This is a genomic window from Pseudomonas sp. GL_103 (assembly GCF_057835175.1).
In genome coordinates this window covers 405,401-421,747 of record NZ_CM174420.1, presented here as the reverse complement: position 1 = coordinate 421,747, position 16,347 = coordinate 405,401, and the positions used below count along the sequence as shown (strand labels likewise).

Annotated in this window: 16 protein-coding genes; 1 reads left to right on the top strand and 15 read right to left on the bottom strand. The window is 62.1% G+C overall.

The genetic code is table 11. The features are described 5' to 3' along the window. The gene (locus AC3IP0_RS01945; RefSeq protein ID WP_489326541.1) at window positions 1-900 is read right to left on the bottom strand and encodes a LysR family transcriptional regulator; all 900 of its coding nucleotides are present in this window, start codon (window positions 898-900) and stop codon (window positions 1-3) included. Between the two features lie 118 nt (window positions 901-1,018). Between AC3IP0_RS01945 and AC3IP0_RS01940 the strand changes: the two genes are divergently transcribed. Further along, window positions 1,019-2,299: an MFS transporter gene (locus AC3IP0_RS01940; RefSeq protein ID WP_489318043.1), complete on the top strand. Its 1,281-nt coding sequence runs from the start codon at window positions 1,019-1,021 to the stop codon at window positions 2,297-2,299. Here AC3IP0_RS01940 and AC3IP0_RS01935 read toward each other — a convergent pair. From AC3IP0_RS01935 to AC3IP0_RS01870, 14 genes are all read right to left on the bottom strand, one after another. Continuing rightward, a complete protein-coding gene (locus tag AC3IP0_RS01935; RefSeq protein WP_489318042.1) occupies window positions 2,292-2,723 on the bottom strand; it encodes a type II secretion system protein M in 432 nt (143 codons plus the stop codon). The two genes, AC3IP0_RS01940 and AC3IP0_RS01935, sit on opposite strands and share 8 nt — an antisense overlap. After that, a complete protein-coding gene (gspL, locus tag AC3IP0_RS01930; RefSeq protein WP_489318041.1) occupies window positions 2,720-3,826 on the bottom strand; it encodes a type II secretion system protein GspL in 1,107 nt (368 codons plus the stop codon). Before gspL ends, AC3IP0_RS01935 begins: the two co-directional genes overlap by 4 nt. Next, the gene (locus AC3IP0_RS01925; RefSeq protein ID WP_489318040.1) at window positions 3,823-4,674 is read right to left on the bottom strand and encodes a type II secretion system minor pseudopilin; all 852 of its coding nucleotides are present in this window, start codon (window positions 4,672-4,674) and stop codon (window positions 3,823-3,825) included. Before AC3IP0_RS01925 ends, gspL begins: the two co-directional genes overlap by 4 nt. Then, on the bottom strand, window positions 4,671-5,213 hold the full coding sequence (locus AC3IP0_RS01920) for a type II secretion system protein GspJ (protein ID WP_489318039.1): 543 nt from the start codon (window positions 5,211-5,213) through the stop codon (window positions 4,671-4,673). Before AC3IP0_RS01920 ends, AC3IP0_RS01925 begins: the two co-directional genes overlap by 4 nt. Continuing rightward, on the bottom strand, window positions 5,206-5,589 hold the full coding sequence (gspI, locus tag AC3IP0_RS01915; RefSeq protein WP_489318038.1) for a type II secretion system minor pseudopilin GspI: 384 nt from the start codon (window positions 5,587-5,589) through the stop codon (window positions 5,206-5,208). The genes AC3IP0_RS01920 and gspI overlap by 8 nt, the downstream gene beginning before the upstream one ends. Next, window positions 5,582-6,049, bottom strand: a complete 468-nt coding sequence (gene gspH / locus AC3IP0_RS01910) for a type II secretion system minor pseudopilin GspH (protein WP_489318037.1) — start codon at window positions 6,047-6,049, stop codon at window positions 5,582-5,584. The genes gspI and gspH overlap by 8 nt, the downstream gene beginning before the upstream one ends. A 3-nt stretch (window positions 6,050-6,052) precedes the next feature. Beyond that, entirely contained in the window at window positions 6,053-6,508 is a 456-nt protein-coding gene (gene gspG / locus AC3IP0_RS01905) for a type II secretion system major pseudopilin GspG (protein WP_489318036.1), read from the bottom strand. A 3-nt stretch (window positions 6,509-6,511) separates the two neighbouring features. Then, window positions 6,512-7,720 carry a type II secretion system inner membrane protein GspF gene (gene gspF / locus AC3IP0_RS01900; RefSeq protein WP_489318035.1) on the bottom strand — a complete coding sequence of 403 codons (1,209 nt, stop codon included), beginning with the start codon at window positions 7,718-7,720 and terminating at the stop codon, window positions 6,512-6,514. Between the two features lie 3 nt (window positions 7,721-7,723). Beyond that, complete coding sequence (gene gspE / locus AC3IP0_RS01895; RefSeq protein ID WP_489326538.1) at window positions 7,724-9,196, bottom strand: type II secretion system ATPase GspE; 1,473 nt, start codon at window positions 9,194-9,196, stop codon at window positions 7,724-7,726. Between the two features lie 4 nt (window positions 9,197-9,200). Continuing rightward, entirely contained in the window at window positions 9,201-11,120 is a 1,920-nt protein-coding gene (gene gspD, locus AC3IP0_RS01890) for a type II secretion system secretin GspD (RefSeq protein WP_489326536.1), read from the bottom strand. 8 nt (window positions 11,121-11,128) lie between these two features. After that, window positions 11,129-11,671 carry a hypothetical protein gene (locus tag AC3IP0_RS01885; RefSeq protein WP_489326535.1) on the bottom strand — a complete coding sequence of 181 codons (543 nt, stop codon included), beginning with the start codon at window positions 11,669-11,671 and terminating at the stop codon, window positions 11,129-11,131. Between the two features lie 162 nt (window positions 11,672-11,833). Then, window positions 11,834-13,300, bottom strand: coding sequence for an N-acetylglucosamine-binding protein GbpA (gene gbpA / locus AC3IP0_RS01880; protein ID WP_489326533.1), 1,467 nt, complete (start codon window positions 13,298-13,300; stop codon window positions 11,834-11,836). Window positions 13,301-13,590: 290 nt separating this feature from the next. Further along, window positions 13,591-14,658 (bottom strand): uroporphyrinogen decarboxylase, encoded by a 1,068-nt coding sequence (gene hemE, locus AC3IP0_RS01875; protein ID WP_489318030.1) that lies wholly within the window; start codon window positions 14,656-14,658, stop codon window positions 13,591-13,593. A 253-nt stretch (window positions 14,659-14,911) separates the two neighbouring features. Continuing rightward, the gene (locus tag AC3IP0_RS01870; RefSeq protein WP_489318029.1) at window positions 14,912-16,330 is read right to left on the bottom strand and encodes an FAD-dependent oxidoreductase; all 1,419 of its coding nucleotides are present in this window, start codon (window positions 16,328-16,330) and stop codon (window positions 14,912-14,914) included. Window positions 16,331-16,347: the final 17 nt, after the last annotated feature.

The window sequence follows — 16,347 nt, the reverse complement described above, 5'->3', positions numbered from 1 at the left end:
TTATGCTTTGGACTCAACCTTCCTTGTGAGCAGTTCAACAAACGCCCGCGCCATCGCCGACTTCTGGTCCTTGCGCTGCACCAGCCACACCGCCGACACCGCCGCCGGATCGAGCAAAGGTCGATAGACCACGCCGTCAATACGCATCCGCTGATAAGACGCCGGCAGCACCGAAACGCCAAGCCCCGCCGCCACCAGCCCGATGATGGTCATCGCCTCACCGGCCTCCTGGGCGAAGTGCGGGCTGAAGCCGGAGTCCCGGGCCAGGCTGAGCAGCTGCGCATACAGACCACTGCCGTAGCTGCGCGGAAAAAACACAAAGGGCTCAAGCGCCAGGGCTGACAGGAACAAGCCCTCTTCGCTGCCCTCTACCAACGGGTGTTTGGAGCTGAGTACCGCGACCAGCGGCTCGCGCATCAACTCGACCACGCTGAGGCAGTCCGGCAGCCCGAGCGGGCGCATGATCCCGACCTCAATCGACTCGTCCACCAGCGCATCGGCCACCTGGGTGCTGCTCATTTCCCGCAGGTTCAGGTGCACCGCCGGAAAGCGCTGGCGGAAAGAGAAAATCGCCTGGGGAATGGTCGAGTTGAAAGGCGCCGACGAAGTGAAGCCGATCTTCAGCTCGCCCAACTCGCCCAGCTGCGCCCGTCGCGCGACATCCGCTGCCTTGTCGACCTGCGCCAGCACCAGCCGTGCCTCTTGCAGAAACAGCCGACCGGCCTCGCTCAGCTCGACCCGACGATTGGTACGTTCGAACAGCCGTGCGCCGACTTCCTGTTCCAGCGCCTGAATTTGCTGGCTCAGCGGCGGCTGGGAGATGCCCAGCACCTGTGCGGCGCGGCCGAAGTGCAGTTCTTCGGCGACGGCGATGAAGTAGCGCAGATGACGCAATTCCATGGAAACCCCATTAGGTCGTTAAAGCTATCAAACAGGTCGAACAATATATTGGATTGAATCATTAGCCAGCTATATGCTTTTTTCATTGCCTGACCGGCTGCGCCCTCCGAGGTCCCACGTGAAAACTGCTGTCGCCCCACTCGCCCATGAAGTTTCACCTTCAGCGCCGGACGCTATCGCCGCTGAGCTGGCGGAGATCTACATCGAAAAAGGCACCCCGGCGTTCTTGCGCACGGTGCTGGCGTTGTTCTGTGGCGGCTTCGCGACTTTCGCCCTGCTCTACTGCGTGCAGCCGATGATGCCGCTGCTGTCCCACGAGTATTCCATCAACGCGGCACAGAGCAGCCTGATCCTGTCTATCGCCACCGGCATGCTTGCCATCGGCCTGCTGATCACCGGCCCGATTTCCGATCGGGTCGGGCGCAAACCGGTGATGGTGGCAGCACTGTTCGCCGCAGCGTTGTGCACCATGGCCAGTGCGATGATGCCGAGCTGGCACGGTGTGCTGCTGATGCGTGCGCTGATTGGATTGTCGTTGAGCGGTCTGGCTGCGGTTGCGATGACTTACCTGAGCGAAGAGATCCACCCACAGCACATCGGCCTCGCCATGGGTTTGTACATCGGTGGCAACGCGATTGGCGGGATGAGCGGACGCTTGATCACCGGGGTATTGATCGACTTCGTCAGCTGGCACACGGCGATGCTGGTGATCGGTGGCCTGGCGCTGATTGCCGCGGCAGTGTTCTGGAAAATCCTCCCGGAATCGCGCAACTTCCGCGCCCGCTCGCTGCACCCGCGCAGCCTGCTCGACGGTTTCACCATGCACTTTCGCGACGCCGGCCTGCCGCTGCTGTTTCTGGAAGCCTTTGTGTTGATGGGCGCGTTCGTCACGCTGTTCAACTACATCGGCTATCGCCTGCTGGCCGCGCCGTACCACATGGAACAGGCCTTCGTCGGGTTGCTGTCGGTGGTGTACCTGTCGGGCATCTACAGCTCAGCGAAAATCGGCTCGCTGGCCGACAGACTCGGTCGCCGCAAAGTGCTCTGGAGCACCATCGCGCTGATGATCGGTGGTCTCGCCCTGACGATGTTCACGCCATTGCCGCTGGTGATCATCGGCATGCTGATCTTTACCTTCGGCTTCTTTGGCGCCCACTCGGTGGCCAGCAGCTGGATCGGCCGCCGCGCCACCAAGGCCAAGGGGCAAGCATCGTCCTTGTACCTGTTCAGCTACTACGCCGGGGGAAGCATCGCCGGTACGGCGGGTGGCGTGTTCTGGCACCTGGGCGGCTGGAACGGCATCGGGTTGTTCATCGGCACGCTGCTGGTGATTGCGCTGCTGGTCGCGTTGAAGCTGGCGAAGTTGCCATTGTTGCCGCAAAACACCTCGGCTACTTGAGCACCACCCGCGCCTCCAGGGCATCGTCACGCTTCTCCAGCGTCAGGGTTTGCAGCGCGACTCCATCGCGCTCGATCCCATCGAGCCACTGCATCAAGGGCTGCGCATTGCCATTGAGTGTCAGGCGCAGCAGATCGCTGTCGCTCTCCATCTGACGGATTTCCAGCCCCGCCGCAGCAGCGCTTTCGCTGATGCGCAGCGATAGCGGCTTTTCGCTGTCGACGGGGACATGGCTGCGCGGTAACGCTCGTTGCAGTTGCGCGGCCAGCACCGCCTGCTGTTGGTATTGTCGCTCGACTGTTTCCAGCCGCTGCCGGGTCGGTTGCCAGATCAGGCTGAACGCCACAACCGCCAACAAAAAAGCCCCCGACACCTGCAACAGCCGTTGTTCGCGCACGGAAATGCGCCGCCATGCCTGCTTCATGCCTCGTCCTCCACGGTGAGGGTGGCATGCACCCGGCCGGCGGCTTTGTTCGCGCTATCGAGCCGCACGGGCATGCCTTGTTGTCGCCCGCGTTCCCGCAACTGCTCCAGCTCGGTAAAGCCGCTGGCGGTCAGCTGGATTTTCCAGCCTTCGCCTGCTCGAAACTCGATGCGCTGGACCTCGACCGGGCTGGCGCCAATCACCTGCTCGATCAACCGGACCAGCCCGGCAATGCGGGTGTTTTGCGACTCCACAGGCTGGCTTTGCATGGCCTTGAGTTGCGCGGCCATATCGACGATTCGGCTTTGCTCCGGGTAAAGCGCCTTGAATCGCTGTTCATTCTGGGTGGCGAGGCGGCGGGCTTCGCTGTCGAGGAAGCGGATGCGCGTCTCGCTGGCACCCCAGGTCAACAGCGCCAGCATCAACAGCGCCCACCCGCCGGCACGCCAGGGCAGACGCTTGCCCCGTGGGGCGAATGCGCCTTGCAGCAGGTTGATGGCCCGGGTCGGGCGGCGGGTCAGGCATTGGTCGATGACGGCGGGGTCCTCGCGCGTGTCCAACCATTGCATGTCCTTGGGCAATAACGGAGTGAGCAGCGCCAGGTCGTCTTGGGACAACGCCAGGCGCGCCGACAGGCCTGCACCCAACAACCAGCGACCGAACCACCAGGCGCCGCACGGCTGATCGCCGGACAACAGATCGGCATCGACGAACACCCCGCGCACCTCAATACCCGCCTCGCGCAGCAAGTCGAGCACAGCGGCCAACCGTTCGCGGCCAATGACCATGACCGGGTAGCAACCGTCACGATCACGAGCGCCAACGCTCAGATGCACAACTTCCAGCGCTTCACTCAGTTGATCTTCCACGGCGTAGGCCATGGCCTGGGCTTCGGGCCTGCGCTGCGACGGCCATGGCTCGCTGCGAACCCAACTGCACATTTCCATGGGCAGCAGCACATCGACCGCCTGCCCCTGCAATGCCGAGGCCGCCTGATTCAGCGGCATCGGCTGACGTTGACGGGTTGGCGACCACAGGACGCAGGGCCAGAGGCCCGATGGCGCGTCCTGCCCCTCGGCGGTCAGGTAAAGCCAAGTGTTCATCGCGGCCTCTCGTGGCTATTCGTGGGAAGAAAACGTCGTTGCAGCACCGTCAGCTGTCGAGTCTTGAGGTCGTGCCCGACATCCGTGGCCAGGTGCAGTTCGCGCCCGTCCCGGATCACCTGCACCCTTATCCGATACCAGCGGCTTTGGGTGCCAAGTCCGTGGCTGCTCAGGCCCTGCCCGGAGAGCAGCGGGTCCTGGGTAAACGCCTGGACGCTTGCCCAGGGCGTTGTTGCCGCCTGGCGCGCCAGCGCATCGGCGGTCGCGGCGTCCACCTCGCCGAGCGTTCTCAACAGCAGCGCCGGTGCGGTGTTGATGTTCAAGGCGGTATCGGTGGGCAGCAGCGTCACCCAGGGCTCCAGCCGCTGCAGCAGGCGAGCGTCAATGCCAGGCAGCAAGCGCAGTTGGCTCAGTTCCCCCAGCGGCCCGACCTGGCTCAGTTGCAGAGGAGGCAGTTCGAGCAGCTCGAGCAGGCGCGCCCAACGGTTGAGGGTGACCTGATCCACCTGCCCCTGGCGTAACAACGCATTGAGATTGAAGCGCCCGGCGAGGTCATCGATATCGACTCGAATCTGCGCCTCTTCAACGTCGAAACTCGGCGCCATGGCCGTCCAGCCATGAATCCGCTCGACGGGGTTTTCCCCGTCCTGTAACGCGTCGCGCAACAGCAACAACGCCCATGTTTCCCCGCCCGATGCGAGTTGCCGCAGCTGTATCTGCTGCAACTGTTGCCCACTGCTTTGCAGCGAAAGGTGATGGCTGCGCAACAAGCCGCCGGTGATCAGCAGCGCCAGGCTCATGACCAGCAATACGCTGATCAACGCAATGCCGCGTTGGCGCCCGCTCACGGCAATGCACCCGGCATCGGCAACACCCGACGAATCGATTCGAAGCGCCCGACAGAGACTTGCACTTCCAGCGCCATGGGCGCCTTCGCGTCCTGCCCGGCCGCCTGATGAGCGATCCAGCCGGACTGGCTGTCGAACAGACGCCAGCGCAACTCACGAACGCCTTCGAGCAGTTTTTGCCGCTGCACCAACTCCGTACCTTCGCCCTGGTTTTCGCGCCACAGCACGCCGCCGTCGAGTCGATAGGTCAGCATCTGGCGCTCACTGCGCGGCTGGTCCAGAGGATTGCGCCAGTGACTGCGCTGGAACTGCAAAAACGGCGCTGCGAGCACCACCGGCTGTGCGGTGGCATGCAGCAGATCCCGCTCGATCACCGCCATCGCTCGTTGCAGGCTCCTCAGCTCTCGCTCGTGGACCGCCGTGCCCTGTTGCACTCGCAGCACGCTATCGAACAAGCCCCAACTGGCCAGCCCCAGCACGGCAAAGATGGCCATGGCGATGACCAGCTCCAGCAAGGTGAACCCGCGCTGCCTAGTCATGAACCGCGAGTATCCAGCCGCTGGCACGATGCAGGGCGTGCGCACTGTTCGCCGAGCTGACCTGAATGTCGACCTGGAGCAAACGCGGATCGCGGGTGGCGCTGATGTGCTGTTGCAGCACCCATTCGCGCTGATCCATAGACACGACCTGTTGTTGCTGACCGGCCGCCAAGCCGGATTGCAGGCGCAATTCGTTCAAGCGGTTGTCCGCCAGCCACGCTGCAAACAGTCGCTCCTCAACAGCGCCGCGCTGCTTCACCGCGTATTGACTGGCCGACAGTACGGCTGCCGCCAGTGTCGCGAAGACCGCCAGGGCCACCATGATCTCCAGCAGCGTGAAGCCCCTCATGGACGACAAGGATGGCCGGCTAGTCATCGATTGCCACCTCGCCGATGCCATCGCCGGACAGGCTCAGCCAGGCCCTGTTGCCGGACTCGAATGTCAGCGTGAAGGCACTGGTTTCATCGTTGCTGAGCAACAGCAACTGCGGCGGTCCTTCGTCAGCGCCCAGCCCTGCCGCATAGCCGTCCTGCTGCAAACGTACTCGCACGTTCAGGGGCCAGTCAGTCAGTTCCTTCACCGGCGCCCACCCGCGAACACCCAGATGCATCACCCGGTAGCCATCGGCACTCAGCCGCAGGCCATATTCCTGGCCTTCGAACACCGCACGCTCACGCAATTGATGAATCACCTGCACCATCGCCTCGGCGTCCTGCTTGACCTGACGCGCGAGGCTACCCCCACCGGCAAGGCTCACCATGCCCAGCAAGACGCCAACCACGACAATCACGATCATCAGCTCCAATAACGTAAACCCCCGGCAGCGGTAGCCCACGGATCAATGGCCCCAATTGCCGATTTCGGCTGCAAAACCTTCGCCGCCCGCTACGCCATCGGCGCCCAGGGAATACAGGTCGTAAGCACCATCTACCGATCGCACACCCGGATTGAGGTACTGATAAGGCGTGTTCCACGGGTCGACCGGCATGCTCTTGAGGTAACCCTGAGGGTTCCAGCCCCGGGCCACGGGCAGCCCGGAGGGACGCTTGACCAACGCTTCCAGGCCTTGCTGGGTCGAGGGGTAATGGGCGTTGTCGAGGCGATACATTTCCAGGGCGGTGGCGATGGCCTGGATATCGATTCTGGCGGCAGTGACCTTGGCTTGATCGGGGCGGCTCATGAACTGTGGCACCACGATAGCCCCCAGCACGCCGATGATGACCACCACCACCATGATTTCGATCAGGGTAAAACCGCGTTGCGCGCGGGAAAGGTTTTTGCGGACAGGTTGCATGGATCAATTCACCAATTGGTTGAGGCTGAGAATCGGGAGCAGGATGGCCATGACGATCAGCAGCACGACGCCGCCCATCAGCACCAGCATCGCCGGCTCGAAGAGGCTCACCACCAGCGCAATGCGCGCGGCGAGGCTGTTTTCCTGTTGTTCGGCGGCCCGGGCCAGCATGCGGTCGAGTTCGCCGGCACGTTCGCCGCTGGCGATCATGTGCAGCATCATCGGCGGGATGTCGCCGCTCAGTTCCAGGCCACGGGTCAGCGTCCCGCCTTCGCGGACCGAGCGGGCGACATCGACCATCCGCGCGCGGATGGTCAGGTTGCCGATGACCGCGGCGGCAATTTCCAGGGCGTCCACCAAGGGCACGGCACTTTTGCCGAGGATTGCCAGGGTGCTGGCAAACCGCGCGGCTTCCATGGCACGCAGCACTTCACCGATGACTGGCGCATTCAGCACCCAACGATGCCAGCGCAAACGCCACTGCGGCCGCTGCCAGCTCCAGCGCCACAGGCCGAACAGCGTTGCCAGCACGCTGATCAACAACAGGAAATGGTTACGCAGGCCGTTGCTCACGCCGATCAGCGCCCGGGTCAACCAGGGCAACGGCTGGCCGCTGTCGACGAAGATCTTCACCACATCCGGCACCACATATCCGAGCAGAAAACCGACGATTGCCAGGCTGGCCAGCATCAGGATCAACGGGTACACCAGGGCCATCTGAATCTTTTGTCGCGAGGCCTGGCGAGCTTGGGTGTAGGCGGCCAGTTGCTCCAGCACATGGCCCAGATGCCCCGAGCGTTCTCCAGCGGCCACGGTGGCGCGGAACATCTCGGGGAAGGCCCGGGGAAATTGCCCCAGTGCCGAGGCCAGGGCGTGGCCTTCCATCACCCGGCTCCTGACCGCCGAGAGCAAGCCCGCCACCTTGCGCTTTGAGCTCTGCTTCGCCACCGCATCGAGCGCTTCTTCCAGGGGCAGTCCGGCCTGAACCAGCGTTGACAGTTGCAACGTCAACAGCGCCAGATCAGCAGCACTCAGGCGTCCACCTCGCGACTGCTGGCCCGCACCGCCGCCGACCCTGACCTCGATCAAGACACGCGGCCACAGGCCACGCTCACGCAGCAGTTGCCGTGCATGGCGGGGCCCATCGGCCTCCAGCCGTCCCTTGCAGGATCGTCCCTGGGCATCGTGGGCGCGGTAGTCGAAGGTCGGCATCGGTCAGTTCTCTTGGGTCACACGCAGCAACTCGTCGAGGCTGGTCAATCCTTCCAGCACTCGCTGGCGCCCGTCCTGGAACAGGCTGCGCGAGACCTTGCGTGTTTCGTCGACGAGGATTTGCTCACTGGCGCCCTGATGGATCAGCGCCGATACGGTGGGCGTCACGCTGATCAGTTCGTAAATGCCGATGCGGCCGCGATAGCCGTGCTGGCACTGTTCACAGCCCGAAGCCTTGAACAGAGTGTGCGGCGTGCTCGTGTCGAGCCCCAGGCGCTGGCAGGCCGCCGCGTCGGCGAGGTACGAAACCTTGCAATGGCGGCACAAGGTGCGCAGCAGGCGCTGGGCCAGAATGCCCACCAGCGAGGACGCCAGCAGATAGGCATCGACGCCCATGTCTACCAGCCGCGTGACCGCGCCGGCCGCGCTGTTGGTGTGCAGGGTCGAGAGCACCAGATGCCCGGTCAAGGACGCCTGGACAGCGATCTCGGCGGTTTCGCGGTCGCGGATTTCGCCAACCATCACCACGTCCGGGTCCTGGCGCAAAATCGCCCGCAGGCCCCGGGCGAAGGTCATGTCGACTTTCGGATTGACCGGCATCTGGCCGACACCCGGCAGGTGGTACTCGATCGGATCTTCGACCGTGAGAATGTTGCGGGTCTGGTCATTCAGGCTGCTGAGCGCGGCGTACAGGCTGGTGGTCTTGCCGGAACCGGTCGGCCCGGTCACCAGCAGAATGCCGTGGGGCTTGCCCAACAGATGGCGCAGGGCCGCGAGGGTATCGTCCGGCATACCCAGCCGATGCAGGTCCAGGCGCCCGGCCTGCTTGTCGAGCAAGCGCAGCACCACCCGTTCGCCATGAGCCGAAGGCAGCGTCGAGACTCGCACATCGACTTCGTGTCCGGCCAGGCGCAAGGCCATTCGCCCATCCTGGGGCACGCGTTTTTCCGCGATGTCCAGGCGTGCCATGACCTTGATCCGCGACACAAGCAGGGTCGCCAGTTCGCGCTTGGGCCTGAGCATTTCACGCAGTTGGCCATCCACTCGCATGCGCACCGACAGGTACTGCTCGAAGGTTTCCAGGTGCACATCCGAGGCATGCTCGCGCACCGCTTCACCGAGTAGCGCGTTAATCAGCCGAATGATCGGCGCGTCGCCCTGTTGCTCCAGCAGGTCGGCGGTTTGCGGGACCTGATCGACCAGGCTGAGCAAGTCCAGTTCTTCGTCCAGCCCTTGGGCAACCTGCTCCACCGCACTGTGCCCCTCGCGATAGGCTGCCGCCAGGCGTGAGGCGTATTCATCGGCGTCGACGATGACAAACGACAGCGTCGGCCCGCACACCCGGCGCGCTTCCGCCAATGCGGTGAGCGGCGCATCGCTACGCAGGGCAAGGCGCAGGTCGTCAACGTCATGCTCCAGCAACACACCAAAACGCCGGGCAAAGCCGAAGGGCAATTGCTCGCAGAGTTCGCTCATGGATTTACTGCGCCTTGCTGCGCAAATCGAACACTGGCGCATCGCTGGCCGGTTCGAACAACCCACGCGCCTCGGACGGCAGCAACAACGAGTTGTTTTCCCCCGCCCCTGATTTGCTCAAGTCACGCAGCGCGTTGTAACGCTGCTGGCTGACCTGGGACAGGTCTTCCTTGCTGCGCACGATGGTCGGACGCAAGAACACCATCAGGTTGCTTTTGGTCTGGGTGTCGCGGTTCCAGCGGAACAACGCGCCGAGGTAGGGAATGTCTCGCAGCAGCGGCACGCCGCTTTTCTGGGTACGTACGCTGTCCCTGATCAGGCCGCCAATCACGATGATTTCGCCATCGTCGGCAAGGATGGTGCTTTTGAGCGCGCGCTTGTTGGTGATCAGGTCCGAGGAATCAATGCCCGACACCGACGGTGCGATGTCCGACACTTCCTGTTCGACCTCCAGGCGCAACGTCGAGCCTTCGTTGATGTAAGGCTTGATCTTCAGGCTGATGCCGACATCCTTGCGCTCGACGGTGGTGAACGGATTCTCCGCGCCGTTGCTATTGGTGGCGTAGGAACCGGTCTTGAACGGCACGTTCTGGCCGACGATGATTTCGGCTTCCTGATTGTCCAGGGTCAACAGGCTTGGCGTGGACAGCAGGTTGCTGTGGGTGTTGCTGGCCAGGGCCGAAATCAGCGCACCGAAGCGGTCGCTGCCCAGTTGCAGGATCGCCCCTTCCGGCGCCGATCTTTTCTCGTCGAACTTCAGCCCGCCAACGATCGGAATGTCGGTGCCGGGAAAGTTGATGAAGCCCTTGGCGTCGCCCGTGTTGAGGTTCCACTGCACACCGACGGCCTCGGCGATGTCGCCGGAGATTTCGACGATGGCGGCATGGATCAACACCTGGGCCCGTGGCTGGTCCAGTTGACGCACGATGTTTTCGATGGTCCGCACCTGCGCCGGTTCGGCAATCAGCACCAGCGCGTTCTGGCTTTCGTCGGCCTTGATCATGAAGCTTGCACCGCCAGACGTGTCCTTAGCGCTGCCGACGGTGGGCGCCTGTTTTCTGCCCTGCCCCATCGACTCCAGAATCTCGGCCAACTGCTTGGCATCGCTGTGACGCAGGCGAATCACCCGGGCATTGTCGAGCGTCGTGGTGGCCGGCGTATCGAGACCTCGGGCCAGTTCGATCAAGCGCTGGCGAACGACCGGCGGGCCAATGAAAATCAGGCGATTGGTCCTGGTGTCGGCCAGTACCTGTATCGCTGAATCGGCATTGCGCTTGCCCATGGAGGCCTCGATCACCGGCGCGACATCGCCCGCCAGGGCATGCTTGAGCGGGACCACCGCGTGCAGGTTGTTCTGACCGGAGTCCAATTCGCGGATCACCCGCGCGATACGCTTCACATTGGCAGCCGTGTCGGTCAGCACCAACGCGTTGGCCGACACCGAAGGGCCGACATAACCATTGGCAGACACCAACGGTCGCACCAGCCCGGCGATATCGGAGGCACTGCTGGCATTCAAGCCGATGACTTCGGTCACGAACTGCGACGCCGTAGTGGTTTTCACCGTGCCCTGGCCGGCCCGGGTCTTGGCCTCCGCAACCGGGGTGATGAGAATCCGGTCGCCCTCATCGATCACCGTGAAGTTGTGGGCGTCGAGCACCGAATAGAACAACCGACGCACCCCTTCACGATCGAGGGCCTGCCGGGACATGACCGTGATTCGACCGGAGACTTTGGGATCCAGCACCACGGTGGTCCCCAGGATGTTGGAGATCTCTTCGACGATGTCGCGCAGCTCTGCGTTATTCATCGCCAGTTGCCATTTTTCTTCCTCGGCCTCAAGCGCGCCGTGGGAAAGCGTTACCACCATGGCGACGAAAAAAATCACCGGTCGCAGTGCTTGCGCACCGAGAAAGCTATTCATGAACTTGATCACTCTGTCGACCCGGCAAGCGGGCTAAAAAAACGCGGAGAAACGCTAGGCACTTGGGGCTTGCCGTGGGGGTCGATCCGTTGCAGAAAGCCCGTGACGGGAGGCTGGAGCGTCAACAGTTCTTCCCGGCCCTTGCTCCACAACACCGCGTGATCGGGCTCGACGCGACGCAAGACGCTGCCACCGGGCAAGCGCTCACCGACCTGGTAGATGCGCGCGCCTTTCGAGTCCGCCAGCAACACCCGGGACAAGCCGTGAGTGACGACGAAGCTTGCTTTCAAGGTCAGCGGTTCCGCGCTCGGCAGCAATTCGGCGCCCGTCGTCAGACCGAGCACCGTTGCAACCGCCGTTGCGTCGAGCGCTTGACGGGGTGCGGGAGCGGTTCGCGAGGTTTCGAGCGGTGCCGGCAACACCAACTGTTCACGATAGCGCCACTCCTGCCAGCCCAGAAACGCCCCGTAGGCCAGCGGCACAACCAGCAGGCTCGCCTTGCCCAGGAGCAAGGCCAGTCCGGTCACGCGTTCGCGCGAAAACTTCACCATGGTCTCACTCAAGTCGCCTGGACCCAGGCTTGCCGCACAGCCGCAAAGACATCCGTCGCAGTCTGGAATAACCCGAAACCGTCATTTTCAACTCGATCAACATCAGAGGAGTAAACCTTCAGGCGATCAGCTACTGATCGCCTGAAGTGCTACAAGGAGGACTTACAACTTGTTCCACGCCATGTGCCAGTGAGCACCGACACTTGGTTCGAAGCCGTTGGCGGAGGGGCTGTACTGCTTGCAGTAACCCGACTCGGGGAACGGTTTGCACTCAAAGACTTCGTTGGTCTTCGGATGCAGCACCTTGGTACCGGCGGTGTAGTCGCTGATGCCTTCAGGGAACACGAAGTCGTATTCGATGCCTGCGCCTTCACCGGTCAGTTGGGTGGTCTGGGTGTCCTGACGGGTCGTGCGGCCATCCAGGGTGGTGCCGACCAGGGTCAGAGTGTGCGCGCCAGGGTTGCTGCGCACATCCATGGACAGCGAGGTGGAGCCGCTGGCCACTTGTGCCGAGGTGGTGCCTACCGGTTTGTTGTTCTGGTCGAGCAAGGTGGCTTCGACGTTCATCGCACGGTTCGCGATCATGCTGAACTCGACCTTCGCCCGGCCTTTATCCAGAACGTATTCGGCTTGCTGCGAGGCCACCGCCATGCGCGCAGCAGTGTCTTCCTTCATGTCCAGTTGTACTTCGTAGCGGACTACCCCGCTTCCTTTTTGTGCGTAAAGGCTGTTGGTACCTTTGACCGGCTCGACATTGCCGCTCTCGTCGCGGATACCGGCGCGAACAAGGGTGTGGGTCTGGTTGATTTTTTCGGCCAGCTTGAACGACCAGTTTTGCGGCGTGCCGTCTTCAGCGTTATCGATGCTGACTTCGACACTGTAGTCCGGGCTCTCGCCGTTGGCGGTAAACGCGCGGGCCGTGACCTTGTCGCCCACCAGCAGCGCAGTCGAAGGCGCAATGCTGCCTACGGAGGACCAGCCGCCAGGCAGCTCAGGCTCCGCCAGGATGTTCAGATCCGTAGCGTTGTAGAACGCGGCATCGGTATCGCCCACGGTCCAGATGGCCAGGACGACGTGATGGCCAGTCTTGTCTGCCGGAATGTTGCAGTTGTGTTTGTCGCTGGACTCCGGACGCTTGTTGCCACCGTCGATGGTGCAGAAAGGCGTGCTTTCGAAAGTGGCGCGCTTGAGTGATTCGTTCGGATTCCAGCCGTTGCGGGTAATGAAATACTCGTGCTTGGTGGCCGGGTGAACCGCTGTGTAATGCCACTTGAAATCGATGTTGCGGTCCTTGATTTCCGTCAGGTGCCAACGGGTGGCGGACTGTGCGTCCATGGCAGAGAACAGCGAGTGACCACCGCTGGCGATCTTGCCATCGACCGGCCCCTGCAAGGGAGCACCACCGACGCCCGCCGGAAAGCCTTTGAAGGTTTCACCGACGCTCTGCGGCTCGTACTGGGCGCCACCGCAATTGGTGTTCAATCCCTTCTGGCAAGCCAACGCGCGCGAAGGCGGCACTTCGAGATAGCCATGGGCGGAAACGGTTTGAGAGGCCAGCATTGCCGATAACAGGATCATCGATGAAGTGCAGGCCGTTAAAGCACTTCTTTTATCAAAGGTAATTTTCATGATGTATTCCAGACTGCTTATCGAAAACAGGGCGCGTTGTGGGCGCCCCTGTTCGCTTCGTGATTGTTCGGCAATACGCCGGACAAGGGCCTGGAACCTTACGGGGATGGAGGAAAATTCTATGTAGGAGTAATCACCGCGCGAGGCAGGAACAGTCTCTCCATTCCTCGCTCCGACAAAGAAAGAAAACATTCTTACAGCTAGTGATGCTTTATCGATTGAGCTTTTAAACGGCACAAAAAAACCTGTCCGGCACGAGGCGGGACAGGCTTTTTGAAAACGGGCAATCGCTATTCGTGATACTGCGCCGACAACTCATGTACCGCGCGCAGGAACGCGCCAGCATGTTCCGGATCGACTTCCGGCGTGATGCCATGGCCGAGGTTGAACACGTGGCCGCTGCCTTTGCCGTAGCTGGCCAGGATGCGCCCGACTTCGGTACGGATGGCTTCCGGTTTTGCATAGAGCACGGTCGGGTCCATGTTGCCTTGCAACGCGACTTTGTCACCCACGCGGGCGCGGGCACTGCCAATGTCGCAGGTCCAGTCCAGGCCCAGAGCATCCGCACCAGTGTCAGCGATGCTTTCCAGCCACAGTCCGCCGTTCTTGGTGAACAGGATGACCGGAACCTTGCGGCCTTCGTGCTCACGGATCAAACCGCTGACGATTTTCTTCATGTAGGCCAGGGAGAATTCCTGATACGCCGCAGCAGAGAGGCTGCCGCCCCAGCTGTCGAATATCTGCACCGCTTGCGCGCCGGCCATGATCTGGCCGTTGAGGTAGCTGGTGACCGTCTGCGCGAGTTTATCCAGCAGCAGGTGCAAAGCTTGCGGGTTGTCGTAGAGCATGGTTTTGGTCTTGCGGTAGTCTTTCGACGAGCCGCCTTCGACCATGTAGGTCGCCAGGGTCCATGGGCTGCCGGCAAAGCCGATCAGCGGTACGCGGCCGTTCAGTTCGCGGCGGATGGTGCTGACCGCATCCATCACATAGCCGAGGTCTTTCTGTGGATCAGGAATCGGCAGGGCTTCGATGTCGGCCAGGGTGCTGACGACTTTCTTGAAGCGCGGACCTTCGCCGGTTTCGAAATACAGGCCTTGGCCCATGGCATCGGGGATGGTCAGGATGTCGGAGAAGAGGATCGCCGCGTCCAGTTGTGGATAACGGTCGAGCGGCTGCATCGTGACTTCGCAAGCGAACGCCGGGTTCATGCACAGGCTCATGAAATCGCCGGCCTTGGCACGGCTGGCGCGGTATTCAGGCAGGTAGCGACCGGCCTGACGCATCATCCACACGGGGGTGACGTCTACGGGTTGCTTGAGCAGGGCGCGCAGGAAACGGTCGTTCTTCAGGGCAGTCATGTCGGCATCCGGAAAAAAAGTGAGGGCATTTTCTCAGAGCCGGGCGCAAAAGGCACGGCAAGAGCGGAGGCTTTTGTCTTTCGGGTCAATTTGTCGCAATGAAATACAGAGTTTAGCAACACCGCGAAACAACTGTGGGAGCGGGCTTGCTCGCGAATGCGGTGTGTCAGGCAACAAAACTGTCGACTGATACTCCCTCTTCGCGAGCAAGCCCGCTCCCACATTTTTACTGCATTCGGCTCAGGATCAGGGTTTAGACCCCCAGATAATCCAGAATCCCTTCCGCCGCATTACGGCCTTCGAAGATCGCCGTCACCACCAGGTCCGAACCGCGCACCATGTCGCCACCGGCGAAGATTTTCGGGTTGCTGGTCTGGTGCTTGTACTGACCCTGTTCCGGCGCCACCACGCGGCCCTGGCTGTCGGTCTGGATTTCGAACTGTTCGAACCACGGTGCCGGGCTCGGACGGAAACCGAAGGCGATAACCACGGCGTCGGCCGGGATGATCTCTTCGGAGCCCGGGATCGGCTCGGGGCTGCGACGGCCACGGGCATCCGGCTCGCCGAGACGGGTCTCGACCACCTTCACGCCTTCGACCTTGTCTTCACCGACAATGGCGATCGGCTGGCGGTTGTAGAGGAACTTCACGCCTTCTTCCTTGGCGTTCTTCACCTCTTTGCGCGAGCCCGGCATGTTCGCTTCGTCACGACGATAGGCGCAGGTCACCGACTTGGCGCCCTGGCGGATCGACGTACGGTTGCAGTCCATCGCCGTGTCGCCACCACCCAGTACGACGACCTTCTTGCCTTTCATGTCGACGAAATCTTCCGGCGACTTTTCAAAGCCAAGGTTGCGGTTGACGTTGGCGATCAGGAAGTCCAGCGCGTCGTACACGCCCGGCAGGTCTTCACCGGCGAAACCGCCCTTCATGTAGGTGTAGGTGCCCATGCCCATGAATACTGCATCGTATTCTTCGAGCAGTTGCTCCATGGTCACGTCCGTGCCCACCTCGGTGTTCAGGCGGAACTCGATGCCCATGCCGCTGAAGACTTCGCGGCGATTGCTCAGCACGGTCTTTTCCAGCTTGAACTCGGGGATGCCGAAGGTCAGCAGACCGCCGATTTCCGGGTTCTTGTCGAACACCACCGGGGTCACGCCGCCTCGCACCAGCACGTCGGCACAGCCCAGGCCCGCAGGCCCGGCACCGATGATCGCGACACGCTTGCCGGTCGGCTTGACCTTGGACATGTCCGGGCGCCAGCCCATGGCGAACGCGGTGTCGGTGATGTACTTCTCCACCGAACCGATGGTCACCGCGCCGAAACCGTCGTTGAGGGTGCAGGCCCCCTCGCACAGACGGTCCTGCGGGCACACCCGGCCGCAGACTTCCGGCAGGGTGTTGGTCTGGTGCGACAGTTCGGCGGCCTGGAGGATGTTGCCCTCGGCCACCAGTTTCAGCCAGTTGGGAATGAAGTTGTGCACCGGGCACTTCCATTCGCAATACGGGTTACCGCAACCCAGGCAGCGGTGGGCCTGGTCGGCCGACTGCTGGGGTTTGAAAGGCTCGTAGATTTCCACGAACTCTTTCTTGCGTTGACGCAACAGTTTCTTCTTCGGATCCTTGCGCCCGACCTCGATGAACTGGAAGTCATTATTCAGACGTTCAGCCATTTTAAAACCTCATCAAA